The sequence below is a fragment of the Paenibacillus sp. JJ1722 genome, from assembly GCF_048282685.1.
Taxonomy (GTDB): Bacteria; Bacillota; Bacilli; order Paenibacillales; family Paenibacillaceae; genus Paenibacillus; species Paenibacillus polymyxa_B.
In genome coordinates this window covers 6,013,055-6,037,982 of record NZ_CP182500.1, presented here as the reverse complement: position 1 = coordinate 6,037,982, position 24,928 = coordinate 6,013,055, and the positions used below count along the sequence as shown (strand labels likewise).

At 42.2% G+C, this 24,928-nt stretch carries 20 protein-coding genes; 15 read left to right on the top strand and 5 right to left on the bottom strand.

Translation table 11 applies throughout. The annotated features are described in order from the left end of the window. The first annotated feature begins 210 nt into the window (after positions 1-210). From ACM1ND_RS26885 to ACM1ND_RS26855, 7 genes are all read left to right on the top strand, one after another. Positions 211-3,327, top strand: a complete 3,117-nt coding sequence (locus ACM1ND_RS26885) for a DEAD/DEAH box helicase (RefSeq protein ID WP_075154996.1) — start codon at positions 211-213, stop codon at positions 3,325-3,327. 226 nt (positions 3,328-3,553) lie between these two features. Next, complete coding sequence (locus ACM1ND_RS26880; protein WP_075154995.1) at positions 3,554-5,518, top strand: elongation factor G; 1,965 nt, start codon at positions 3,554-3,556, stop codon at positions 5,516-5,518. A 105-nt stretch (positions 5,519-5,623) separates the two neighbouring features. Continuing rightward, complete coding sequence (locus tag ACM1ND_RS26875; protein ID WP_075154994.1) at positions 5,624-6,184, top strand: DUF4303 domain-containing protein; 561 nt, start codon at positions 5,624-5,626, stop codon at positions 6,182-6,184. A gap of 141 nt (positions 6,185-6,325) precedes the next feature. Beyond that, positions 6,326-6,853, top strand: coding sequence for a hypothetical protein (locus ACM1ND_RS26870; protein ID WP_076264603.1), 528 nt, complete (start codon positions 6,326-6,328; stop codon positions 6,851-6,853). Between the two features lie 339 nt (positions 6,854-7,192). Next, positions 7,193-8,527: an SMI1/KNR4 family protein gene (locus ACM1ND_RS26865; RefSeq protein ID WP_023991093.1), complete on the top strand. Its 1,335-nt coding sequence runs from the start codon at positions 7,193-7,195 to the stop codon at positions 8,525-8,527. Positions 8,528-8,691: 164 nt separating this feature from the next. Next, on the top strand, positions 8,692-9,294 hold the full coding sequence (locus ACM1ND_RS26860; protein WP_418026901.1) for a class I SAM-dependent methyltransferase: 603 nt from the start codon (positions 8,692-8,694) through the stop codon (positions 9,292-9,294). Between the two features lie 257 nt (positions 9,295-9,551). After that, positions 9,552-10,088 carry a YceI family protein gene (locus ACM1ND_RS26855; protein ID WP_069081261.1) on the top strand — a complete coding sequence of 179 codons (537 nt, stop codon included), beginning with the start codon at positions 9,552-9,554 and terminating at the stop codon, positions 10,086-10,088. Positions 10,089-10,207: 119 nt separating this feature from the next. On the opposite strand, the gene ACM1ND_RS26850 is transcribed toward ACM1ND_RS26855, so the two are convergent. Continuing rightward, entirely contained in the window at positions 10,208-10,843 is a 636-nt protein-coding gene (locus ACM1ND_RS26850; RefSeq protein ID WP_418026900.1) for a TetR/AcrR family transcriptional regulator, read from the bottom strand. 368 nt (positions 10,844-11,211) lie between these two features. On the opposite strand from ACM1ND_RS26850, the gene ACM1ND_RS26845 reads away from it, so the two are divergent. Together ACM1ND_RS26845 and ACM1ND_RS26840 are read left to right on the top strand one after the other, a co-directional pair. Further along, positions 11,212-12,918 carry a CocE/NonD family hydrolase gene (locus ACM1ND_RS26845; protein ID WP_418026899.1) on the top strand — a complete coding sequence of 569 codons (1,707 nt, stop codon included), beginning with the start codon at positions 11,212-11,214 and terminating at the stop codon, positions 12,916-12,918. A gap of 179 nt (positions 12,919-13,097) precedes the next feature. Continuing rightward, entirely contained in the window at positions 13,098-13,559 is a 462-nt protein-coding gene (locus ACM1ND_RS26840; RefSeq protein WP_023991087.1) for a hypothetical protein, read from the top strand. Between the two features lie 77 nt (positions 13,560-13,636). On the opposite strand, the gene ACM1ND_RS26835 is transcribed toward ACM1ND_RS26840, so the two are convergent. The 4 genes from ACM1ND_RS26835 to ACM1ND_RS26820 form a co-directional block, all read right to left on the bottom strand. Then, positions 13,637-14,578, bottom strand: coding sequence for an NAD(P)H-binding protein (locus tag ACM1ND_RS26835; RefSeq protein ID WP_418026898.1), 942 nt, complete (start codon positions 14,576-14,578; stop codon positions 13,637-13,639). A gap of 91 nt (positions 14,579-14,669) precedes the next feature. Beyond that, positions 14,670-15,326, bottom strand: a complete 657-nt coding sequence (locus ACM1ND_RS26830; protein ID WP_418026897.1) for a LysR family transcriptional regulator substrate-binding protein — start codon at positions 15,324-15,326, stop codon at positions 14,670-14,672. Next, positions 15,323-15,556, bottom strand: coding sequence for a LysR family transcriptional regulator (locus ACM1ND_RS26825; protein ID WP_418026896.1), 234 nt, complete (start codon positions 15,554-15,556; stop codon positions 15,323-15,325). The genes ACM1ND_RS26830 and ACM1ND_RS26825 overlap by 4 nt, the downstream gene beginning before the upstream one ends. A 120-nt stretch (positions 15,557-15,676) precedes the next feature. Then, positions 15,677-16,765: a GntR family transcriptional regulator gene (locus ACM1ND_RS26820; protein WP_023991084.1), complete on the bottom strand. Its 1,089-nt coding sequence runs from the start codon at positions 16,763-16,765 to the stop codon at positions 15,677-15,679. 290 nt (positions 16,766-17,055) lie between these two features. On the opposite strand from ACM1ND_RS26820, the gene ACM1ND_RS26815 reads away from it, so the two are divergent. The 6 genes from ACM1ND_RS26815 to ACM1ND_RS26790 all read left to right on the top strand — a co-directional run bounded on the left by ACM1ND_RS26815 (position 17,056) and on the right by ACM1ND_RS26790 (position 24,882). Next, complete coding sequence (locus tag ACM1ND_RS26815; RefSeq protein WP_071558007.1) at positions 17,056-18,669, top strand: xylulokinase; 1,614 nt, start codon at positions 17,056-17,058, stop codon at positions 18,667-18,669. A gap of 1 nt (position 18,670) precedes the next feature. After that, the gene (locus ACM1ND_RS26810; protein ID WP_068939259.1) at positions 18,671-19,366 is read left to right on the top strand and encodes an L-ribulose-5-phosphate 4-epimerase; all 696 of its coding nucleotides are present in this window, start codon (positions 18,671-18,673) and stop codon (positions 19,364-19,366) included. A gap of 34 nt (positions 19,367-19,400) precedes the next feature. Further along, complete coding sequence (araA, locus tag ACM1ND_RS26805; RefSeq protein ID WP_071558008.1) at positions 19,401-20,825, top strand: L-arabinose isomerase; 1,425 nt, start codon at positions 19,401-19,403, stop codon at positions 20,823-20,825. Between the two features lie 121 nt (positions 20,826-20,946). Then, on the top strand, positions 20,947-22,026 hold the full coding sequence (locus tag ACM1ND_RS26800; protein ID WP_233903812.1) for a CHAP domain-containing protein: 1,080 nt from the start codon (positions 20,947-20,949) through the stop codon (positions 22,024-22,026). A 76-nt stretch (positions 22,027-22,102) separates the two neighbouring features. After that, entirely contained in the window at positions 22,103-22,966 is an 864-nt protein-coding gene (locus ACM1ND_RS26795) for a hypothetical protein (protein ID WP_071558009.1), read from the top strand. Positions 22,967-23,382: 416 nt separating this feature from the next. Then, positions 23,383-24,882: a malate:quinone oxidoreductase gene (locus ACM1ND_RS26790; RefSeq protein WP_075154990.1), complete on the top strand. Its 1,500-nt coding sequence runs from the start codon at positions 23,383-23,385 to the stop codon at positions 24,880-24,882. Positions 24,883-24,928 lie beyond the last annotated feature (46 nt).

Below are 24,928 nucleotides of genomic sequence, written 5' to 3'. Positions count from 1 at the left end.
AACTTGCACATGCACAATGTCATTAAGATTAACTCAAAGACAGAGCTGGAATAAGAATGGAATACAATACACTGTTAAAAGCAGTGAAATCTTATATAATTGAATGGTACATTGGTAAGCTCTCTAAGTTGGGGAGCTTTTCTTTTTGTCTTTAGATGACAGGGTGAGAGCTTTATAATAGTAATTACAGATGATAATGGGGGGAGACTCATGAATAAACGGCAAGATATTTTAAATGCTTGGATTACGATCGAGCAGTTATCCGAAGGTTCTATTAATAAAAAAGAAAAATCGCTAAAGCTCATACATACAATGGAAGAGGATTGGAATCAGTTTTTTTCAGACTTTTTAATGAAGCAAAAAGAACAACAAGATGTATCAGATAAGTTCTTTAAGAAATCGGGCTTAGCATTTTATTTCGATATTTTTGATTTTCAAGAAGTTGTTGAACTATTGAGGGAGAAATACAAGATTGCTAAAACCTACGAGGAAGTTAGTAAATCTGACAAATTCACCTTCTCTATCTATTTTGATAACGAATTGAATTTTCTAGCAGACAAATTGTTTTATACAATGAGTGGTTATATCCGCCAACATGGTGAATTACCGAAAGATTTTTTGAAAGTTGAAAACGTATTTAGAGAAGATTTAAACAGCAAATTTGAAGAAGGTTTTCATACCACCATCTCTGAGCTTTTTCATAAATATCATGTTTCCGCAGAAAATTTCCGCTATGCATTTGTGAAAAACCTGGATAACGGAGATGTAAATCTACATTCGTTCTTTATTGAAGATCTGAACAAAGCAAAGACAATCATTAATAAAAATTTGGATCGATATTTTAATGGCTTTTCGGGACATAAGCACAATCTGGATGGCAATAAAGAGTCCGTTCATTATAACCCCCGAATTTTCGAGAAAACTATTTTACAACCTAAGTTCTATCCACTCGGGCGGTTCCCAAGTAATCCTGGTTTCGCGCTTTCATTTATGCAGCAGGTTGCGGTGAATCTAGCTTTAATTGATAAAAATGATATTCGTAGTGTCAATGGCCCACCAGGAACAGGGAAAACAACACTGTTAAAAGATATTTTTGCTGATTTAGTCGTACAACAGACAGCGGAAATTGTGCAGATTCCTGATAAAAGGATTAAAGGGAGTCTGGTTTATTGGAAAGATTTTAAGCTTGGTGTTTTACCACACTCCATTTCAGATAAAAACATTGTTGTTGCAAGTTCAAACAATGGGGCGGTCCAAAATATTGTTAAAGAGTTACCAAAGAAAGAAACGATTGCGGGCGATTTTCAAAAGCTACTAGATGAAGCAGATTATTTTAAAGAGGTTTCCAATTCTAAATTAACCGGTGAAGGTTTTGGACAGAATCGCGAGATTAAAAGTGAGCTTTTACATGAGGAAAATTGGGGTGTGTTCTCGTTAGAGGGCGGCGCGTCAACAAACATGAACAAGTTACTTTTAACCATTGAAGCAATCGAAAAAGATTTAGAGGATCATGATCAAGCGAATACAGGTGAAAGTGTATATCAAGAATTCTCCCGTCTGTATGCTGAATTAAAAATCGAAAGAGATAAAATGCAAGACTATAGCGAGAAAATGTATGCTCTTCGAAAATTAAAAACCAAGCATAAAGAGCAAATGTTTGCATTTGAACAAGAAGAAAAAAAGAAACGAACAGATTTAATCTCACAGGAAGAAGAAGCGAGACGTGAACTAGAAAGACTGGGACAAGAAATTGAAAATCTCCAAGAGGGTTGGCCAAATGCTTCTGTTGAGATAGAAAACCTAATTGATCTACAAGCTCAAGCTAAAAGGAATTATGACGTAGTTACTTCTCAAAAGCCAAGTTTTTTGTGGCTTCAGAAAATATTTAATAAGGCAAAAGTTGAGCAGTACTTCAAAGATCTAAATAATGCGAATGATCATTTAAATGATCTATCTAAACAAAAAACGAAATGGTTAAATGACCGTAGACGACTCGAAAATAGGTTAAGGGAAAATGTTGCGAAAAGTGAGTATGTTCAAAAACAAACTCAGGACACAAGAGCTAACTTCGATCGATGGATGATCAAACAACAAAATGGTTTTAAAAAAGTGGAACGAGAAATTGTATTGTTAGAAAAACTCAAGTATCAAAGTGGCATTAAGGAACCAGATTTTTCACAATCGTATGATGAGCTACAAAAGTCTAATCCATGGTTTACAGTGAAATTCCGTAAATTACAATCAGAGCTATTTATTTCAGCTTTAAAAGTTAGAAAGCAATTTATGTATGAAAACAGAAGGAATTTAAAAGCCGCGAGAAATATTTGGAATAGGCAGTCTGAATACTTGGGAAAAGAGAATGGACAGCAGCTAATTTCAGAATCATGGAATTGGTTGAATTTCACGATCCCCGTTGTCAGCACTACTTTTGCTAGTTTTGGTCGAATGTTTAAAAATCTTAATGAAGATTCAATAGGTAATCTGTTTATAGACGAGGCGGGTCAAGCACTGCCACAAGCTAGTGTGGGTGCCATTTTTAGAAGTAAAAAGGTTATGGTCGTTGGGGATCCATCACAAATAAAACCCGTAATGACTCTAGGTTCAAATGTTTTAACTTTAATTGGAAGACACTATGAAGTCGATGAGAAATTTGTTTCTGCTGATGCGTCTACTCAAACCATTGTGGATGCCACAAGTCAATATGGTTTCCAAAAAAATGAGGATGAATGGATTGGCATACCCCTTTGGGTACACAGACGCTCGAACTATCCGATGTTTACGATTTCAAATGAAATTTCGTATGAGGGGTTGATGGTACAAGGTAAATCAGCAGATGAGGCACAAGGGAAATCACAATGGTATGATTCAACCGGTAAAGCAAATGACAAATTTGTTAAGGAACAAGCTGACTTATTGAAAAAAATGATTGATAAACGTTTGCAGGAAGATCCGGATTTAGCGGATGAAATCTATGTGATCACCCCATTTAGAAATGTGGCTTATAAGCTTGCCCAGGTTTTAGATGAGATTAAATTCACAAAACGAGAAAACGGGAAGACAACGAATATTGGTACAGTTCATACTTTTCAAGGGAAAGAAGCCAAAGTCGTCTACTTTGTTCTTGGAGCGGACTCTGATAGCAGTGGGGCAGCAAGATGGGCTGTCTCTAATCCCAATATGATGAATGTTGCAGCGACGCGAGCTAAAGAAGAATTTTATGTGATCGGCGATAAGAAATTGTATGCCTCGCTCGGTAGTGAAGTGGCAAATAAAACGATGTCAATTATTGACGACTATAACAATAATAAGGTCGGGAATGATGGTTAGGCGAAGTTCTCCAAGTTGGAGTAGATTCGAAGGGGAGTTTCCTTTAATAGTATATTAATTATATTTTAATCTGGAGAAATCACTCAACATAAATGTAACTCGTTGCCTTTATCCTCTGTCTATGAAAAAAGATCCTATCTCAAAACCCAACTCCTACCCGCTCTCCCGATTTCTATGCTTTAATAAAATGAGCAGTATCAACAAGAAGCGTTGAAAGTGGGATTCTATGAAGCGACTAACGATTGGCCTGTTCGCCCATGTGGATGCAGGTAAGACAACTTTTGCGGAACAGCTGCTGTACCATACGAACAGTATCCGGTCGCGGGGGCGGGTGGATCATCAGGATGCGTTTCTGGACAGCCACGACATCGAGCGGGCAAGGGGTATTACGGTGTTCGCAGATCAGGCGGTAATAGAATATAAAGGAGATAGCTATTACTTAATAGACACGCCCGGACACGTCGATTTCTCCCCGGAGATGGAGCGGGCGATTCAAGTCATTGATTATGCCATCCTGATTGTAAGCGCAGTTGAAGGTGTCCAGGGTCATACGGAGACGGTCTGGCAGCTACTGCGCAAGCATCGGATTCCGACGTTCTTCTTTATCAACAAGACGGATCGGATCGGTGCGGATGCAGGCAGAACCGAGGCGGATATCTGTCAGCAGTTGACGGGGGAAGTATGCTGCATTACACAGAGCTTCGCTGACGGCATAGTCGGCGAGCCGCTGCGGGAGGCCATGGCGGAGCGGGACGAAGCCTTGCTGGAAGCATTCCTGGAGGGGAGAGAGAATTCCGGCTTCTGGCTGGAGGCCTTGCAGAGGATGATAACGGCGGGTCTTCTCTTCCCCTGTGCTTACGGCTCTGCGCTTCAGGATACAGGCGTCATTGAATTTCTGGATCAGCTGCATCTGCTGACAACAACCACTTATGACGAGAATGCTTCGTTCCAGGGGCGGGTTTATAAAATTCGGCACGATGCAGGCGGAGCGAGACTCACGTTCATTAAGGCGCTGGGTGGTCGGCTGAAGGTGAGGGAACAGCTTAGTTACGATAGTGGCGGGCTTCAATATGACGAAAAAATTACGCGGATCTTCTTGTTTAACGGCCTTAAATCGCAGCCGGTGGAACAAGTGGAAGCCGGCGATTTGTTTGCGGTTGCCGGCTTGTCCGCCGCCGAAGCCGGACAAGGCCTTGGGTCGATATCAGACAAGTTAGCTTACGACTCGGAGCCGACGTTACAATCGAAGGTATTATTCGACAATTCGATACATGTACAGAAGGTGCTCGGTACTTTTCGCACGCTGGAGGCGGAGGAGCCGTCCCTGAACGTCGTTTGGGATGAGAAATTGCAGGAGATTTCTATCCGCGTCATGGGATTGATTCAACTGGAAGTGCTAGAGCAGCTTGTTAGAGAGCGGTTTGGCTTTGCTATCTCTTTTGGACAACCGGAAATCCTGTATAAGGAAACGATTCAATCGGCTGTGAAAGGGTACGGCCACTTCGAACCGCTCAGGCATTATGCGGAAGTGCATTTGCTGATTGAACCGGGAGCAAGGGGCAACGGCATCATGTTCGATAGCAGGTGTCATGCCGATGAACTGAATATCAGCTATCAGAATCTGATTCGGAATCACCTCTATGAACGGGAGCATCACGGACTGCTGACCGGCATGCCGGTCACCGACGTGAACATTACGCTGCTGAGGGGCCGCGCGCACAAAGAACATACCCATGGCGGCGATTTTCGTGAGGCTGCCTTTCGAGCACTACGGCAGGGTCTGGAGAAGGCGGACAACGTGCTGCTGGAGCCCTTTTACGATTTTAAAATCAAGGTCGCTATCGATGAAATGGGCAGGGTGCTGTCCGATATTCAGCGTGCTTCAGGTACTTTTAATCCGCCGCAGACAACCGGAACGCAAGCGGTGGTCACGGGCAGGGTGCCTGTATCGACTTTCATGAACTACAGTGCCGAATTTGCATCCTTTACGCATGGACGAGGCAGTATCCGCTGCGTGTTCAGCGGCTACGACCGCTGCCATAATACGGAGGAAGTCATAGAGCGGATGGGCTACCGCAAAGAGGCAGACCCACTGTATACATCCTCCTCTATCTTTTGCGCCAAAGGGGCGGGTTACTCGGTGCCATGGGATGAGGCGGAAGCCAAGATGCACCTTGAATTAGAACCTTAATCGCACACATTTCCAGGATTCAGGCGAAAAGTAGGTAGATTTAGGACGAACAATTTTTATAATGGAAATAAGATATATATTTTATAGGGCTAAGGGGCGATTGTCATGGAACCGACGCATGAAATACAGGCGCTGGCGGCAGAAATTGCTGATGTGGCTAGGACGTCCTTTCGCACTCTTTTTGAAAATGGTGAACGTTACTATTACTGCACGCTATTCACTTCTGGAGAGGGACATGCGCCAAGCATCTCCGCCTGGTCATGGGAGGCCTTGGAGAGGGAAGCGGCCAGGCAAGGAGACGAAAGTGACACGCCGGGGTCAACGATTGCGGAACTCATCAAATGGTCCTATACCGATTCACCCTATTGTTGTTTCAGGGATGAGGACTTCGATGATGTTAAACAATTGTTTATGAGGCGTCCTTCTATTGCGGAGCTTGAAGCTGATGAATGGAAGCGTGAATTTGATTCGAGGCTGAAGGCCATGGAGCTGGCGATGCAAATGCTCGATGATGAAGGCGCGTTTGCCTTGAATCAACCGCGAGAGTCTGTATGTGTCCTTGTCGAGGTTATGCCGCCGGATGAGATCAATACCGAAATCGCCCTACGTTTGAATCGGGCGGAGTCTCCGGCTATGCGAGCATGGCTGGCGGAAGCGGCGGAGTAAGGGCGTTCGCGTTTCTTGAGGGAGAGTTGTAAAATGCCTAATCATCAAGCGGTTTTTGGCGTGCGTATGTCCCATTCGCACAAGCACGCAGCCCGCCCCTGGCGTAAACTGAATTATAATCAGTGAGCGAGGTGAACTTCCATGGCACAATCGAAAGAGATGCGTGCACGGGCTAAGAAGTTTCAGGGCCGTCCGGTCTGTGTCACCCTGCACAGCGGAGAGACTTACGTCGGCTACATCACCGACGCTAATTATGGCGGGTTAGTACTTGCCAGCGCCGGAGTCCCCCCACGCGCTTCTTCCGGGAAGCAAGACTCCCGATCTCTCAAACGCAGAGCTGGTGCGCATGCCCCGGGCGTCCGTCTCGGCAACCGGAAAAGCGGCGCGCGTAAGCCGTCTGGCCGTTCGCGATCCCGCAAGCCGGACGCCAAGGTGTCGGCATTCCTGCCGATGATGGGCTCGCTGTTAGGCGGCCTTGGCGGCTCCACTGCAGGCGCAGGAGGGCTTGGCAGTATGCTCGGCGGCGGCCTGCGGCTGTTCGGCATGATCCAGAAATTTGTCCCGGTCGTGAAGATGGGCTACGGTATGATCAAGTCCATTCGTCCGTTTCTCGGCGCCGTTAAAGGCTTGATGCCCCCGGCCAGTCCGGCCACGCCAGATAACGAATAATCGTGTCCCTGTGAACTTTAAGCCCCCATTGAGTGGTCAAAGGGGGCTAGCCCACACCATCACTTTCTAACAAGAATAAAAATGATCACGTTCTTTGTCATTAAATTTGCCAAGTTTCCGTATCCTAACAAATTCGTGTTGGCCCCATATGGATTCCTTTCATATGCATTTTTTGTATGGTAATCTAAGGTGGTCCAGGGGACCTTAAGAGAAGCTACAATGAAAGATTAATTAAAGATACATATCATTTTAAAGAGGTACGACCCATAGAAAAAATAATAAAATTGCTGGATAAGCAAACAAAGGAAACCTGGCTATGGTCAACAGGAGGGTTCAAATATGTGGTTTGGGAAGAAAGAAACGCAACTAGATCGGATAAAAAACAAACTGAGTCAAGCCATGCGCAAAGACGCCGATTTCTCGGTGTTTGGAGCATCCTCACATCAATATAGGGTTAAAGAGAAGCTTACAGCAAAAGAGCTGGCGGACTGGCAAGCCCACAATCAGGTCACACTTCCTGAGCCTTACGCGCAATTTTTAACGAAAATCGGCAACGGTGGCGCTGGCCCCTACTATGGAATCTATTCAATTGAAAAGGCAGCTTCCTATACCGAGCGCCAGGCACTCCTTGCCAAATCCGTTCTGCATCCCGGGATGACGAAAGAGGAATGGAACCATCTGATTGAGCCCCTGACCAAGGATGAGGACATTCCCGATGAGGAATACGACGAAGCCTGTAATAAGGTGCTGGGCGGCATGTTGTGCATAGGCACCCAAGGCTGCGAATACGACATGTATCTTGTACTTGAAGGGAAATACAGGGGGAGAATTGTGTACACCTCCGATTTTCATCCCGATCATCCTTTTTTCTTTGTCTATGAAGACAGCTTTCTGGACTGGTACGAGCGCTGGCTGGATGAAATTATTCTGGATTATGATATCGGGTGGTTTGGTAGTCGAATGCCGGGTGATGAGAATGCGCTGATCCAGATTTATCAGAGCGCTCCAAACGAAGAAATCCAAGCCAAAGCGCTTGATGGAATGTTCAAGTTTAAGAAAGTCTCTCAGCCAACCCTTGCTTTTTTGAAAAATATTGCGGAGCAAAGCCCAAAAAATCGGACCACAGCCATTTGGCTCATCTGCAAAACTTCTTTTGACACGGGTAGGAAATATCTTCTGGAGCTGTTGCAATCGGATAAACATGAGGATTTTCTGCAAGCTTTACAGATTCTGCATGCTTCCAGTAAAACTGTGAATTTAACAGAGTTTATTCCAGTGATCTTGCAAAGGCTTGACAGGATTCACGACCCGGAAACGTTGCGTTATGCAGGGTATATCTTGGAGGATTACGGTGCGATTACTCTCCAGAACTTTGCGCCTTTCTTGTGTCACGCTGACCCGAAAATGCAAACCACTGCCATCTATGCCGCGCGCAGTTGCGAAAACAAGCTGGGAAGCTGGCAGATTATTGAACAGATGTTGATGGGGGGCGGCCCGCAGGTTCTGAATAACTTAATTTTATACTGGGGCATTATCCCACATGAGAAGTTGCTGCCTTACTATAAGGCGGTATGGCCGCAATATAAAAGCAATCCGAATTTCAGAGAAAAATTTATCGGTTGTTTGCGAGAACTGCATTTGCCAGATGATTATTTCGACAAAGACGAATCGTGAAGAAGGTGTACATGAACCACCCCAAGGTTGTCTCCTCCATTCATACAGAGGTTTTGTTTTCCATAAGCATGAATAAGAATGTGGACTAAATGCTAATGCTTGATAGAATATCATTCTATATTGTTGTATTCAGGATTTTATTAAGGCGGATTGGGGAGGTAATTATGGGAAATACGGATAAGTTTGAAATGATAGCGAATATATATGACACTTCGGAAAGAATTCAAATTGCAAAGGCATCATCTGATGCCATTCGTGAATATGTAGTTGACGCTAATAGTAAGAATGCTATTGATTTTGGGTGTGGAACGGGTCTTGTCGGAATGAACTTGTTAAACGATTTTAATTCTATGCTTTTTCTGGATACTTCACAAAACATGATTAATCAAATAAAACAAAAAATTACTGATCTTCATATTCATAATGCAGATACAATATGCTTTGATTTTGAAAAGGAAGGTCTATCGGATCTTCATGCTGACTATATTTTTATGGCTCAGGTTCTGCTCCATATTCATGATGTTGAATTCGTTTTATCCAGATTATTTGATGTTCTAAATGAGGGAGGACATTTACTAATCGTAGATTTTAATAAAAATGAAAAAGTAGTTTCAGATATAGTTCATAACGGATTTAATCAAGAAGAGCTGGCTGACATTATGACTAAAATAGGGTATAGAGATATTCAATCCAAAACTTTTTATAATGGAAGTAAAATATTCATGGGACAAGATGCATCTATGTTTATTCTTGATTCTCGAAAATAAACTTTTAGGCAGAAATCAGCTCTCGTTATAGTCGGGATTCTAAAATACAACGAAATAAAAGGCCGCCCCTTATGAGACAGCCCCATGCTTCTTGTACAGTCCGAAATCGGATTTACGAGGAAGCCGAAAAAATGCTAAAACGCTACTGACATCCCGTTGTCAGTAGCGTTTTTGTATATTAGGAGCATGCGAATAGCGCAGTGTTTTGGAGATAGGGCGACCTTTCTCAAATCTTATCATAGAGGTGGAATTTATTTATGAGCAATATCAATTGGGAAGTGGATGCGGACCACAGCTCCGTTGAGTTTTCGGTAACGCATTTAATGATTAATAGAATCAAAGGAGTATTCGAGCATTTCCAAGCGATCTTGAGTTTTGACCCCAACGATTTAACAACCATGGGTATTCAGGCTTCCATAGACGCAAATAGTATCACAACTCGCCAATCGCAACGAGATGAGCACCTGAAGAGCGACGACTTCCTTCATGCAGCCAAGTATCCAACCATTACGTTTCAAAGCACCAGCTGCGTCCTTGCTGGCGAAAGACAATATGAACTTACGGGCAATCTAACTTTACATGGAGTAACAAAACCCATCACTTTTCATACCGTTTTTGAAGGATTAAACAAAGACCCTCGCGGCCGGGAACGTGTAGGATTTCATTCAACAGCCAGTATCGAACGCAATGAATTTGGCTTGACATTCAACTCGCATCTGGAAAAAGGCGGGATTGTTGTCGGGAATGAAGTGAGAATCGAACTTTATATCGAGGCAATTAAAATAGTAGATTAGCGGTCCTAAAGGCCATCCTTTTATCGGGATGGTCCTTATTCAAAAACTTGCCGCTACAAAAAGATGCCTTGGCGGCCTCATGTTGAGCCTTCCAAGCCTCCATCCGATTGATCTGGCTTTTAGCATAGCTTGGGGGGGATAGTTTTATCAACCTGCGTTATCCGACAATACATGGCCATTCCTTCTTTGGTTAGATGAGGCAGTATAAGGCTCCATAGGATGGACAAGATGTTTTTGGGATTTGGAAGAAACTTTTGGAGAAGAATTATTTCCTGTGTGCCATACATATTTATCGATAGTAAAGAAATAGCCAAATCTTCATATTGCCCGGCATATAATTCTTCTTTCATAATTCCTTTATTAACAAACCCCTTAAATATGTTGGTAAAAAGCGTATAGAAATCATTAACAACCTTAATTTGCATTTTAGCTATCTCCGGATATAACTTAGGCAATTCTGTAAAACTGGAAAAATAAAAGAAATATTTTTTACGGAATTCATTAAGAATTAAAAACTGCTGATTCAGCCCTTCGATAGAAACCTCCGCTGAGAAATTTAAGTTTTGGTATTCTTCATACTGCATTGCCATAACACCAATCATAAGATCATGTTTTTTTTTGAAATAGTATGTCAAATTACCAGGACTTATATTTAACGCATCGGAAATATCCCTCAATGTTACATATGCATATCCTTTTTTATTAAATAATTCAATTGAAGTCTCAAGGATCTTATCCCTTAAATTAATATCCATTTCTATCTCCTTTAGAGCGTTTGTGCTATGCACTTGAAATCAAAAGCATTATATCATAAATTGTTCCTTCAAGCCGAAATAAGTAGCTTGATTAAGAATACGGAAGAATTCGAGAGATAATTTGCGAAAATCCTCAGCCAAGAGTGCCATTCCCAATAAAGACCAGAGTTGAGTTGCTGTATTTGCAGGAATATACTGATTTTAGTACACGTGTACTAAAATTTTTCTGAATAATTATTGAAGGGAGTGAACCCCTTGCAAGAAATCAGAAAGAGACCTAAAGTTCACAATGCGATTGAACAGGATACAGAAGCACGCTGCTTATTGATTGACTGGTTTGAAGAAAAACTATCAAATGGAGGCAAGCTATGAATCCATTACCTATTGACATTAACGAAAGAAGTAATCACTTTTATGAACTTACTTGGAAAGAAGTACAGATTCCTATGAGAGACGGGAATTATCTCGCCGCAAATCTTTATCAGCCTAATGTGGATGGGAGTTTTCCAGTAATCATGACGATGTGTCCGTATGGAAAGGATCTTCATTTCTCTCGATTTGCTCCTGCTAATCCAACAATCGCAATAGAATATACACACTCGCAGGATAAAGGGCCCTTAATTAGTTGGGAAACACCAAATCCTGAATTTTGGGTGCCGCAAGGCTATACTGTCTTGCGAGTAGATGAACGTGGTATCGGTAATTCTCCAGGAAGGCTGGATATATTATCAAATTCTTTGAAGAAGGATTATTATGATGCAATCGAATGGGCTGGAACGCAACCATGGAGCAATGGAAAGATAGGACTGCTGGGCATCTCCTATTTGGCTATGAGTCAATGGGCCGTGGCATCCGAACAGCCTCCTCATTTAGCTTGTATCATACCTTGGGAAGGTACAGTAGATTATTATGCAGAATTCTGTTATCCGGGCGGAATCCAGGCGAACGGTTTTCTTTCATTCTGGTGGAAGAACGGAGTTTTGGCGCATCAATACAATCCCGATGGAAAATTCTCGGAAGAACAATTGCAAGCCAATCGCACTGATTTCCCGGAGATGGTAAAAAACAATCCATTACGTGATCAATCGTGGACGAATCGATTTTCTGATTTGAGTAAAGTAGAGGTTCCTTTATTATCCGCAAGCAACTGGTTTAGCGCCGGAATGCATACCCGTGGAAATTTTCTGGGTTTTCAGAATGCGGTATCAGAGCACAAGTGGCTTGAAGTACATATCGGGAGCCATGTGGGTGCATTTTACACCGCTCAGGGTCGGGAACTGCAGAAAAAATTTCTGGATTATTGGCTTAAAGGAATCGATACTGGCATAATGAGAGAACCGAAAGTAAAGCTTGCCATCCCTCGCGGAGGCAATAACTACACATGGCGCTACGAGAACGAGTATCCGCTTAAGCGCACCCAATGGACCCGCTTTTACCTTGATGCAAGCTCGAATTTGCTTTCGCAAGAGCCTCCGCAAGCCAAGGCCCAGCTTTGCTATGAAGGCGATAAGGAGTGCGAGTCAAAGCACTGGGCGAAGCCTTTTATGGTGAAAGAATTCTCGAGAGAGGAAAACAATTCAAAGCGTGTTCTGTTTGAAACCGATCCGTTTGATAACGAAACAGAAATTCTCGGGCCTATCAAACTCCGTTTGTGGGCATCGTCAACTACAGATGATATGGACATTTTCGTATCTTTGCGAAATATTGACTCACTAGGCAATGAGGTCGTTAACTCAGGAGCACTAACAGAGAAATTTCCAATTAGCCAGGGCTGGCTGCGCGCTTCCTTACGTAGAACTGATGATGAATTATCTACGGAGTATAAGCCTTATTACACCTTCGATGAGTTTCAAAAGCTGGTTCCAGGAGAAGTCTATTGCTTGGATATTGAGATATGGGATAGTGCAATTGTTGTAGCTAAAGGGAACCGATTGCTCCTGGAAATTGGAAGTCAGAATCAAAGTGGCTGCGCACTGCTGACTCAGACGGGGGATGACAGGGTATGGGATGCAGACATTACTCTATATACAGGGGATGAATTTGATTCTTATTTGTTGCTGCCGATTATACCCTAACTGAGTTCAAGTTGACATGCTTCCCAACGCCCATGTTCCCTCAGACAGAAGGAAGTTGGAGAGAATATTCCTTTGGATCGGTGACGATTTATGTATACCAGTAAGTTGCGAGCGCCAGAACCGTAACATAAATAGCGGCAAGTTTTTTGGGGAATAATGAGATAGAAGGAGAGATGGAAATGCCCTATATCGTTGATTTTAATAATGTGTCTACGGTTGGTTTAGAGTCTTCACCTGTAGTAGAAGCGCTTGCTGGTTTGCGTGCTAATGAAGCCCGTTACTTTATGAACAAATACAAGCATGAATTTACGGTTGTGTCAGCTAGTGAAAGTCAGGAGACCCTAGATTATGTGAACCGAATTCTGAAAGAGCGTGATATTGAGTTTGCGGCCAAACCTTTAGAAACGTCACGTTTTCAAGTGGAAAATATTAAATTTGCTTATGTCTTTTATGAGGATGGTCTTGAGGTCAACGTCATGTATACGGTTGATGACACTAAGAAGCGGGCCGTTGGGTTTAAGCTTTCTGAGGGGATGGAGGTACCAAAGGAGCTAGAAGGGAAGTTTAAGTTTGCTAGGCAGAAGTCAAAACTAGCTGGAACAATTCGGGGTTCGTTTTTTGTAATTAAAGGAGAATACTAAAGTAGGCAAAAGCGCAATTGGAGAAATCGGATGTAAATCAGCTTCCGATCTCTCCGCAAACATGATCATGACTTGAATTAATTATCTTTGGAGTGTCGTTCACCCACTTGGTACTCATTCGCATGTTCAAACATATATTTCACTGTTACGGGATCTTGGCCCGTCAGCTTCTTGAAGTCGTCCGTAAATATATCCATTTTTCCTAAGCGAATAGCTTGTCCAAAGGTAACCATATCTTCAGAAGAGAAGGGGGCTTCGGAGTCCTCTGCAAATTTGCCATCCGTTGTTCTGGGAACACCCATGGCATCAAATATGGCGTAGTTTTCTTCATCCGTGATCTGCTTGTAGGTAATATGATGACCCGTTACTTCATTTCCAATCTCGATAAAGTCGGACATTGTTATTAATTCAGGACCATTTATATTTAATATCGCCTCATGATAATTGCTTGCTGCTAATGCATAAGCGACAGCTTTTGCACAATCTTTCCGTGAGATATAGGCCATCTTGCCGTCACCCTGGTTATTTTTCAACACGCCGTCAGACTTCACATAGGTGAAGTAATTAGTAACCATAGCTTCCGCGTATTGCGAATTACGCAGGAAAATATAATCTAACCCGACACTTTTGATATAATCTTCTGTATAGACATGGTCCAGTTTTTCAACACTTGGATTGGATTCATCCGCCGCGTTAACCAATGAAGTATAGATGATTTGTTTTACACCAGCTTCTTTCGCCGCATTGACCACGTTTTTGTGCGCATTTTGGCGTTTTACCCCCACAAAAGGCATGGAGATTAAAGCAAGTTTATCTGCATTAGCAAAAGCTTCTGCAAGACCGTCTATTGTATTGAAATTGGTCACATGCGTTTCAATACCTTGTTCTGCATACCCTTGTAAAGATGCCGGATCATATGCACAAAAAATAATTTGGTCTTTTTCTACTAATTTCAATAAAAATTCAGCCGCTTGTCTGCCCAGATTGCCATCCACACCCGTTAATAATAACTTACCCATGTTTGTCGTCACTCCTTGCTGAAATGAACTATACTTATATATTATGTGAAAAAAATAACAAAGTATAATACAAAAAACTTATGGGCTATTGCTAAAACGAATTTTGTATTTGTTGCAGGAATGAGTATAATGCTGGATTAGAATTATTTTTCAAGTAGCCTATTTCGATTTTAAAAGTATGGTGTGAACCTTGTATGGGAATGAGTCGGACCTCTTCTTTCAGGTCAGCAAGATCATAGTTATCTGGGAAAAAGCCAATTAAATTCTCTGTGATGATATAAAACAGCTTTGTTTCGACATCGTCTGCGGTTCTAAGGATGTTGGGCTGGTAACCATCTTCCATGGCATGTTGAATCATTAAATAATAGGAGTCTCCAATAACCATTGGATTCAGCATGACAAGCGGATACTTATATAATTCTTCCTTTGAGATGGACTCAAAACTGAAGAGGGGATGTTGTTTACTTACGGCCGCGCAGTATCGTCCGCTATATAATGTATGGGTTAGGATTTCTTCTTTCCCTTTAAACTCTGAGTCAAAGGCAATGGCTACGTCATGTATTCCTTTTTGCAGATACTCAGCGATATCCTTTAGCAATACTTTATTTAATTCAAGTTTAATCTTTGGATGATTTTCTTTAAATGAAGGGATAAATTTTAATAAGCTTTGGATATCTGTGATTGTAGCATATTCGATACTCAATAGCTGGGTATTATATTTTTGAAAATTTTCCATGCTTGTTTTCATATGATTATATTGCTTCCAGAGCACGACGGCCTCTGCATAAAACAGCCATCCCGCTTGGTGGGCTCAATCGGAATTTGTTTTCTATCAATTAACTGAATGTTGAACTCATTCTCAAGTGAGGCAATTTGTTGGCTAATCGTAGTTTGCGATACAAAATTCTTCTTTGCTGTTTCTGTGAAGTTTCTACATTCAACGAGATCTATAAAATATTTTATCCTTTTTAGATTCATGTTTACCTCCAATTGTATGGAATTTATTAAAACTTACGTTCCCGCCATAAATTCAAGCCAGCATACCCTAATGTTAATGGCAAACTGGCGGTTCATAATTGGAGGTAATGTGAGCACCATTTACTTCAGTTTCTTCTTTACCGTCTCCCCTTCAATCAACACGGGCTGATAATAGGTGTGGTTGCGTAGATCCTTCTTCCCTTGCAGTTTCTTAATAACCCAATCGGCGGCATCACGTCCCATTTGTTCCTGTGGGTGTGTTAATGTGGTTAGCTTGATGTTTGCATTTTTGGAAATATAGGAATTATCTTGACCAATAATGGATATGTCTTCGGGAACAGATATCCCAAGTTGTCTGCATACATGTACAACTTCTAATCCTACCTCGTCGTTATAGCAGACAATTGCGGTTAACCCGTCTCTTTGTTCGGTAAGGAATTTTTTTAAGTTGGCGGACAGGTCCTGCTTCGTCTCTGTATAGAATGAGAGCACTTGCTCTGGGTGAAACCGTAATTTGGCTTCTCCAAGCGCTTTGATATAGCCCTTCATTCGATGCTTTCCTTGTAAATCATCCATTTTGGCAATGATACCAATGTGTGTGTGTCCGTTAGCAATCAATTCTTTTGTTGCCAGATAGCTGGATTGTACGTCATCGAGACAAAAGAAGGGAACTTCCAACTCTTCATAATAAGCATTAATCATGATGAACGGAACATCCTGCTCCTTGAACGTCAAATAGTAAGAGATATTGGGATTATATAGATTGCTCTTCGTAGGCTCAATGATCAAGCCATCCACACCAAAGGACAACATCATCTCCAAAGCTTTCTTTTCCTGTGCGACATCATTATTTGTACTAGCTAATAGCAATGAATAATTATCTTCATTCAATCTAGCTTCAATCCCGCGAATAATAGAAGGGAAGATGTAATCGGAAATATAGGTCGTGATGACTCCGATGGTTTTATTACTGGAATTCCCGCCGGTTTTTGATCGGAATTGGTTGCTGACATAGGTGCCAGATCCTTTTTCACTTCTTAAAAAGCCCTCGTTGGATAGTTCTAAAATTGCCTTTCGTACCGTCTGGCGACTAACTTTATACATATCCTGCAAAGCCGATTCCGTTGGAATTTGTTCTCCTACGCTGTATGCTCCTGATAGAATGTTGCTTTTTATATCCTCAAGGATGACCTGATACTTTGGTTTCACTTTATTCCTTCTTTCCTGGTTGTCCTAATACCAATTTACCTATCCATAATATTTGTATGTACATATTTTAGCATAATTATGAACTTATTATAATCCATTGCCCAACATGCAGTAATACTAAAGGAAAAATAGAGAAACATTCAATTCGTAAGAATATTTGTAGGTATAACTATGTATTCTTGTTGACAAATGTACGAACAAAAAATATACTAAGGTTGTAAATTAAAGAAAGCGCCTTCTTTCAATTATTGCGATTATAACAGTTGTTCAGAGAGAGGAGTCACGTGAGCATGGATCAAGACATTAAACAAGCGATTACTAAGGGAGAAACCTCACTTGGTATCGAATTTGGATCCACACGTATCAAGGCAGTGCTGATTGATCATCATTTTGAAACAATCGCATCTGGAAGCTATGAGTGGGAAAATCTCTTGGTAGACGGATATTGGACGTACAACTTAGAGAGTATTATTACGGGTCTACAAGAGGCTTATAGCGAAATGAAGCAAGAGGTTGAGCGAAAATATGGAATCACCCTTCGTACCGTTGGTTCTATAGGATTCTCTGCAATGATGCACGGATATATGGCTTTTGACAGCAAAGGTGAGTTGCTTGTTCCGTTCCGGACTTGGCGGAATGCGACAACCGGTGTTGCGGCAAAAGTGTTAACTGATAAATTCCAATTCAACATCCCTGAGCGATGGAGTATTGCTCACCTGTATCAAGCTATATTGAACGAAGAGCAACATGTCCCTCAAATTGATTTTATGACGACGTTAGCTGGATATATTCACTGGCTGCTGACTGGCAATAAGTCCATTGGCATCGGAGATGCTTCGGGTATCTTCCCAATTGATGAGACTACACATGATTATAACGAATCGATGGTTAAGCAGTTCGATGAACTCATTGCAACCAAAGGTTACGATTGGAAGTTAGAAGGAATTCTCCCTAAAGTTTATATTTCAGGCGAGCAGGCAGGTGTACTAACCGCCGCGGGAGCCAAAATCTTAGATAAATCCGAAGATTTACAACCAGGTATTCCGCTTTGTCCTCCAGAAGGTGATGCGGGAACAGGGATGGTCGCTACGAATAGTGTGAGGAAACGGACTGGCAACGTCTCTGTGGGAACCTCGGTTTTTGCCATGCTTGTATTAGAGAAGGATCTTTCAGCGGTATATCCGGAAATTGATCTGGTGACTACACCGAATGGTAATCCGGTCGGAATGGTTCATGCCAACAACTGTTCAAGTGATCTCAATGCTTGGCTGGGATTGTTCCGTGAGTTCTATGAGGCAATGGGGCAAAAGGCTGATCCAAACCAATTATTCAGTGTGTTGCTGAACAAGGCATTGGAAGCAGATCCAGATGGCGGCGGTTTACTCAGCTATGGCTATTTGTCAGGGGAGAATATCACCGGAATAGAGAAAGGCCGGCCATTGTTTGTCCGCTCCCCTGAGAGCCGTTTCAATTTGCCCAATTTCATGCGGACTCATCTTTTCACTGCGTTTGCTGCTTTGAAAATCGGAATGGATATTTTGACAAAGAAAGAAAATGTCGCAATTGATAGCATACTGGCTCACGGTGGTTTATTTAAAACCCCTATCGTCGGACAAAAAATCGTTGCGGCTGCCATGAATGTCCCAGTATCAGTGATGTCAACAGCTGGAGAAGGCGGGGCGTGGGGTATTGCTATTCTGGCTTCTTACATGATGAACAAGGCTCAACAAGAAAGTCTGGAAGACTTCCTCGACCAAAAAGTATTTAGAGATGCTGAGGGGCAAGAAATTTCTCCTGACAGTTCCGACGTTAAGGGATTCGAAGCATTCATGGAACGCTATACACAAGGTCTAGCGATTGAACGGGCTGCTGTAGATAATCTAGTGGAAAACTGGAGGGATTGACGTGTTAGAGCAACTGAAAGAAGAAGTATATCAAGCCAATCTGGATTTGCCTAAACATGGACTCGTGAAATACACCTGGGGTAACGTAAGCGCTGTTGATCGTGAGAGCCGCTTATTCGTTATCAAACCTAGTGGTGTTAGTTATGACACGATGAAACCTAGCGATATGGTGGTTGTTGATTTTGATGGCAATGTTGTTGAAGGAGAAATGAGACCTTCATCAGATACACCGACTCACGCCGTGCTTTATAAGCATTATGCAGAGATCGGCGGTATTGTACACACGCATTCAACTTGGGCGACCATTTGGGCTCAAGCAGGCTTGGATGTACCTGTAATGGGGACTACTCATGCAGACACCTTCTATGGTTCTGTTCCTTGCGCCCGTTTCTTGACACAAGAGGAGATTGATCGTGGTTACGAAGCGGAAACCGGCCGTGTCATCATCGAAACTTTTGAGCAGCGCGGGCTGGATATTTTAGCAGTGCCGGGTGTTCTGCTTAAGGGTCATGCTCCCTTCACTTGGGGGAAAGATGCAAAATCGGCAGTCATGAATAGCGTCGTGTTGGAAGAAGTTTCGAAAATGAATTTATTCGCACGAGAATTGAATCATTTTGCTGAAGAATTGCCGCAACGCATTCTAGATAAACACTATTTACGCAAACATGGGAAAGACGCGTACTACGGGCAAAAGTAATATAAACTAAAAAATTATGAAAAGAGGATGAATGATGTCAACAGTAGGTACAAAACAGTTCTGGTTTGTCGTAGGTTCACAACATCTGTATGGAGAAGAAGCATTAGCAGAAGTCAAAGCACACGCACAAGAAATGACCGATGCCTTAAATAAGAGTGGCGTTCTGCCTTATCCGCTTGTATTGCAGGATCTGGCGGTTAGTGCGGACAAAATCACCAACCTCATGAAAGAAGTCAACTATCGTGACGAGGTTGCCGGTGTCATCACTTGGATGCATACCTTCTCGCCTGCAAAAATGTGGATTCGCGGTACTAAATTGCTGCAGAAGCCGCTGCTTCATCTTGCCACACAGTTCAATGAAAGCATTCCTTGGGCTACGATTGACATGGACTTCATGAACCTCAACCAGGCAGCTCATGGTGACCGTGAATATGGATTCATCAATGCCCGTCTGAAGAAACAGAATAAAGTGGTCGTAGGTTACTGGGAACGTGCAGAAGTGCAGAAGCAAATCGCAGAGTGGATGGATGTAGCGGTTGCTTATAACGAAAGCTTCAATATCAAAGTTGCCCGCTTTGGTGACAACATGCGTAACGTTGGCGTTACGGAAGGCGATAAGGTCGAAGCCCAAATCCAATTTGGATGGACCGTTGACTACTTCGGAATTGGCGACCTCGTTCAGTACGTCAATGCTGTGAAAGAAGAAGAAATTGATGCTTTGTTCGCGGAATACTCCGAACTTTATGAATTTGATTATGGTACTTACAGCAAGGAAGCTTGGGAAGCCAGCGTAAGAGTGCAAGCAAGCTATGAAATTGCCCTTAAACGGTTCCTGGATAATGGCGGTTATACTGCCTTCACTACGAACTTCGAAGACCTCTATGGTATGAAACAGCTTCCTGGTCTTGCCGTTCAACGTTTGATGGCACAAGGATACGGCTTCGCCGGTGAAGGGGACTGGAAGACGGCAGCGCTCGATCGCCTGCTTAAAGTAATGAGCCATAACCAATCCACTGGCTTTATGGAAGACTACACCTATGAATTGGCGGCTGGTCAGGAATCGATCCTTCAATCCCATATGCTTGAAGTTGACCCAACGTTGGCAAGCAACAAGCCTAAAATCATCGTTTCACCGTTAGGTATCGGCGATCGTGAAGATCCAGCCCGTCTGGTGTTTGACGGCAAGGCAGGAGACGGTGTAGTTGTTTCCATGGCTGACTTTGGCACGCATTATAAACTGCTGATCAATGAGGTTACTGCATTTGAACCGACAGTTCCTGCTCCAAATCTTCCAGTGGCCCGTGTACTGTGGAACGTGAAGCCAAACTTCCAAGATGGGGTTAAAGCATGGATTGAGAACGGCGGTGGTCACCATACCGTGGTTTCCTTGAATCTAACCACAGACCAAATTGTTACTTATGCAAAACTGGTTAACCTGGAATACGTAATTATTAAGTAACTAGAAGATAGTCATCTACTAAAAGCATTGGGTCAGTCCTCAGGACCCAGTGCTTTTTATTAGTTTTCTAAGAATGTATAGATATGGGAAGTTGAAGTGGGCAGGGTAGGGAGGCGAAAGTTTGATTCATGAGAGTAAGTTTAAGCGGCTTGAAAGTGTTCGTGGTCTTGTTCATGAAATGCTTGTTACTACAGAGAATACTTCCATGAAACAGGAAGCTTGGGTTCATCTTTCTGGGGTATCCAATTTTGCTTCAATGCTTGCTATGAGAAGGGAACAAGATGTGGAGATCGTTGCAATCGCGGGGGTGCTGCACGGTTTCTATTTTTATAAAACCGGAATTAAGGACTTCCCTGGTCCCAACAGTGCAGATGCTGTAAGACCTATTATACGTAGCACCCAACTCTTTACTGACGAAGAGCAGCTTGTCATTCTAAGGTCGATCTTTTATCAAGAAGATAGGTATCAAGTCCATGGACCATGCGAAGAAATTATTAAAGATGCTATTTTATTGCAGATGTACTTACAGAATACGGGTGACAATTTATCTAAGGCGGCTATACATAAACTAAAAAATGTGTTTGTTGAATTAGGGATTTCGGTCGAACATGTGGAAGCGGGATTCAACGTTGATACGGAAACGATAAACAGTAACGCTGAAAACAGACGTCTTATGCTAGCTGATTTTGCAGAAATGTTTGCAGGACAAAACATTATTGGCGTCCCGGAAGATGAACGTTATCGGGAAATTTGCAAGTATTGGCCGGACTCTGATATTTATAAAGTACTGGAAGGCAATTGGTGCGCTGCATTTGTATACTACTGTTGTATGCAGGTTGGAATTCTACTGCCCATCCGATATCCGAACTGTATGTATCGATTAGCTGGGGTTGGTGCGTGGTTGGATTGGGCCCAGCTGCCTGAAACAGAATTTTTTTATCACGATAAACAAGATGGATTTGAGCCAGCACGTGGTGATATTGTCGTTTATGAGAAGCTTCTATCGGATGATTCCCACGATCATATCGGAATTGTTCTAGGTTGTGATGACAACAAAATTTTGGTCGCAGAAGGTAACAAAGACAATAAGAACTACTCCAGTGTTTTATACAGGGATAGAGGTCATTGTATTCTCGGATATATCCGCATAGACAACGGCTATCATTTTCATTTCAGTGGGGAATATACACCGATCCGTTAAATATAATGTCGGCCGATATAACGAGACAATAGGATTCTCCTTAAGGTAATCATTTAATTCATAAGGATGTGATACTATGTCCAATTTACCAGCTACGAAAACGAAACTGGTTATCGTTGAAGGTATACCTGGCTCTGGTAAATCCACATTATCTAGACACATACATGACATGTTAAACACACATCAAATAGAATCCGAACTATTTTTAGAAGGGGACTTACGACATCCCGCTGATTATGAATCGGTTGCATGTATGCCAAACGAAGAACTTGATCAGCTTCGATCAATCTATTCCGAGGCGTTTCATTACATTGATCCGTTTATATCTTTGAATGGCAACGACTCTTTAATCGCCTATGCGCTTGCGCAGCAATCAGCTCAAAATGAAATTCCTTCTAGTTTGTATGAGGAAATTCGGCGTTATGAAATCTACGATGGAGTACCTGTAGAAAAGCACTGCGAGTTGATGATTCAACGTTGGAAGTCTTTTGTTAAAGATCAGCGAGAAAAAGAAAAGTTGATGATACTCGAATGCTGTTTTTTACAGAACCCAGGGTGTGCATTACTCGCCCGGCATGATGCTGGAGAAGATCGTTTTATTCAGCATGTATTACAGATTGCGGAGAAAATGCAGGAGTTAAATCCAATTTTGTTCTATTTGAAGCAACCAAATGTGCGTGAGACGATTGAGCGAGTTAAAACAACGAGATCTCAAGAATGGTTAGATTTCGCGATTTGGTACCATACGGAGCAAGATTATGGAAAGAGGAAGGGTTTGCACGGGTACGAAGGATATATTCAGTTCCTTGAACATCGACGTGAGCTAGAATTGCAAATCATTGAGCAACTCCCTTTTCAATCATTTATTATGGATAACTCCGATTATGCTTGGGAGAATCAACAACAGACCGTTTTGAATATTATGATGAAGTATTTATAAACCGTGAAGCTCATTCCAGAAAACGTTAGTGCAATTAGAAAGGGCCTATCCCGTAAAGACATATTTTACCGAATTATTCATATACATGGACTGTTGATTCGATCATTGGAAATCTGTACTCTACATCATTTGCTTCTAAACGCTTTTTTGGTGTCTGTTATTATTGCTAGTAAGTGAAGCTCAAATAATACAGCGTGTTGAGATCAATTCTTATTATTTCTGCAAAGAAAATTCTCACTTTTTAGCAGAAATGATTTATAATTATCAGATAATAGACAATATAATTTTTAAAAGATTATATTTTAGTTATAATAGAGACAGAAAAGATATGTTCCTGAGTGGAGCCTTGCTTCTTGTATCATCTAAGCAGGAGGGCCTGCTCTTTTTTGCAAATATAAGAGATAAGGAAGGTTTTTATGAATAGCATTCAGAAAAAAACAGACATTATCTTAATCGGTGCCGGAGTCATGAGCGCGACTCTGGGATCATTGCTGAAAGAGTTAGCACCGGAGTGGGAAATTCAAGTGTTTGAGAAACTCGCAAACGCGGGAGAAGAAAGCTCTAACGAATGGAATAATGCAGGTACAGGCCATGCTGCACTGTGCGAACTGAACTATACATCCGAGAAAGCTGACGGATCTATAGATATTCGTAAAGCTGTAGACATTAATGAGCAGTTTCAGCTTTCAAGACAGTTTTGGTCTTTTCTTGTAAACAGCAATTTGATTCGTAATCCACAGGACTTTATCAAACCAATACCTCATATGAGTTTGGTAACAGGAGAGAAAAATGTATCTTTTTTGAAAAAAAGGTTTAAAGCGCTTTCAACTATTTCTCTGTTTCAAGGCATGGAATTTTCTGATGACCCTGAAAAGCTGAAGGAATGGATTCCGTTGATTATGGAAGGCCGTACATTGAATGAACCAATCGCGGCAACCAAAATCGACTCTGGAACAGATGTCAACTTTGGTGCTTTAACACGCATGTTGTTTGAGCATTTAAAAAGTAAAAACGTCGACATCAAATACAAGCATAGTGTAAAGGATATTAAACGTGCGAGCGACGGCTCGTGGAAAGTCAAAGTCCATAATCTGGACAACGGTAAAATCGAATACCATAATGCCAAATTTGTCTTTATCGGTGGTGGGGGTGGAAGTCTACCTTTGCTACAACGAACTGGTATTCCTGAGTCCAAATATATCGGGGGATTCCCGGTAAGTGGACTATTTATGGTATGTAACAATCCTAAGATTGTCGCCCAGCATCATGCAAAAGTATACGGTAAAGCTAAGGTTGGTGCTCCTCCCATGTCTGTTCCGCATCTGGATACAAGATACATCGGTAACCAAAAAGCACTGCTATTTGGGCCGTTTGCTGGCTTCTCACCGAAGTTCTTGAAAACGGGCTCAAATTTGGATTTGATCGGTTCTGTAAAACCCAATAATCTCATCACGATGTTGGCCGCAGGCGCAAAAGAGATGGCATTGACCAAATATCTGATCCAGCAAGTAATGTTATCGAATGAAAAGCGTCTGGAAGAATTACGCGAGTTTATTCCGAACGCCAAAATCGAGGACTGGGGGATTGTGGTAGCGGGTCAACGTGTGCAGGTGATCAAAGATACGGAGGGCGGTAAAGGAACACTTCAATTTGGTACGGAGGTGGTTAGTGCCGCTGATGGTTCGGTAGCTGCACTGCTCGGCGCTTCTCCGGGTGCTTCTACTGCTGTTCACGTTATGCTGGAAGTATTGGAAAAATGCTTCCCACAACATATGGAAGAGTGGGAACCAAAAATAAAAGAGATGATTCCTTCTTATGGGGTGTCACTAGCGGAAAACCCAGAGCTTTACCAAGAAATTTACGATTCCACAACGGAGGTGCTGGGACTGGGCGAAAAAGAACCGCTTCATCGTTAATTTTTGCATGGCTGGTAACTGGATCATCCCACTACTCTTTAATAAA

Bases quoted from the DNA above. Each gene is read 5' to 3' on its own strand.
- ACM1ND_RS26885 (WP_075154996.1), top strand. From the start codon at position 211: ATGAATAAACGGCAAGATATTTTAAATGCTTGGATTACGATCGAGCAG.
- ACM1ND_RS26880 (WP_075154995.1), top strand. From the start codon at position 3,554: ATGAAGCGACTAACGATTGGCCTGTTCGCCCATGTGGATGCAGGTAAG.
- ACM1ND_RS26875 (WP_075154994.1), top strand. From the start codon at position 5,624: ATGGAACCGACGCATGAAATACAGGCGCTGGCGGCAGAAATTGCTGAT.
- ACM1ND_RS26870 (WP_076264603.1), top strand. From the start codon at position 6,326: ATGGCACAATCGAAAGAGATGCGTGCACGGGCTAAGAAGTTTCAGGGC.
- ACM1ND_RS26865 (WP_023991093.1), top strand. From the start codon at position 7,193: ATGTGGTTTGGGAAGAAAGAAACGCAACTAGATCGGATAAAAAACAAA.
- ACM1ND_RS26860 (WP_418026901.1), top strand. From the start codon at position 8,692: ATGGGAAATACGGATAAGTTTGAAATGATAGCGAATATATATGACACT.
- ACM1ND_RS26855 (WP_069081261.1), top strand. From the start codon at position 9,552: ATGAGCAATATCAATTGGGAAGTGGATGCGGACCACAGCTCCGTTGAG.
- ACM1ND_RS26850 (WP_418026900.1), bottom strand. From the start codon at position 10,843: ATGGATATTAATTTAAGGGATAAGATCCTTGAGACTTCAATTGAATTA.
- ACM1ND_RS26845 (WP_418026899.1), top strand. From the start codon at position 11,212: ATGAATCCATTACCTATTGACATTAACGAAAGAAGTAATCACTTTTAT.
- ACM1ND_RS26840 (WP_023991087.1), top strand. From the start codon at position 13,098: ATGCCCTATATCGTTGATTTTAATAATGTGTCTACGGTTGGTTTAGAG.
- ACM1ND_RS26835 (WP_418026898.1), bottom strand. From the start codon at position 14,578: ATGGGTAAGTTATTATTAACGGGTGTGGATGGCAATCTGGGCAGACAA.
- ACM1ND_RS26830 (WP_418026897.1), bottom strand. From the start codon at position 15,326: ATGAAAACAAGCATGGAAAATTTTCAAAAATATAATACCCAGCTATTG.
- ACM1ND_RS26825 (WP_418026896.1), bottom strand. From the start codon at position 15,556: ATGAATCTAAAAAGGATAAAATATTTTATAGATCTCGTTGAATGTAGA.
- ACM1ND_RS26815 (WP_071558007.1), top strand. From the start codon at position 17,056: ATGGATCAAGACATTAAACAAGCGATTACTAAGGGAGAAACCTCACTT.
- araA (WP_071558008.1), top strand. From the start codon at position 19,401: ATGTCAACAGTAGGTACAAAACAGTTCTGGTTTGTCGTAGGTTCACAA.
- ACM1ND_RS26795 (WP_071558009.1), top strand. From the start codon at position 22,103: ATGTCCAATTTACCAGCTACGAAAACGAAACTGGTTATCGTTGAAGGT.
- ACM1ND_RS26790 (WP_075154990.1), top strand. From the start codon at position 23,383: ATGAATAGCATTCAGAAAAAAACAGACATTATCTTAATCGGTGCCGGA.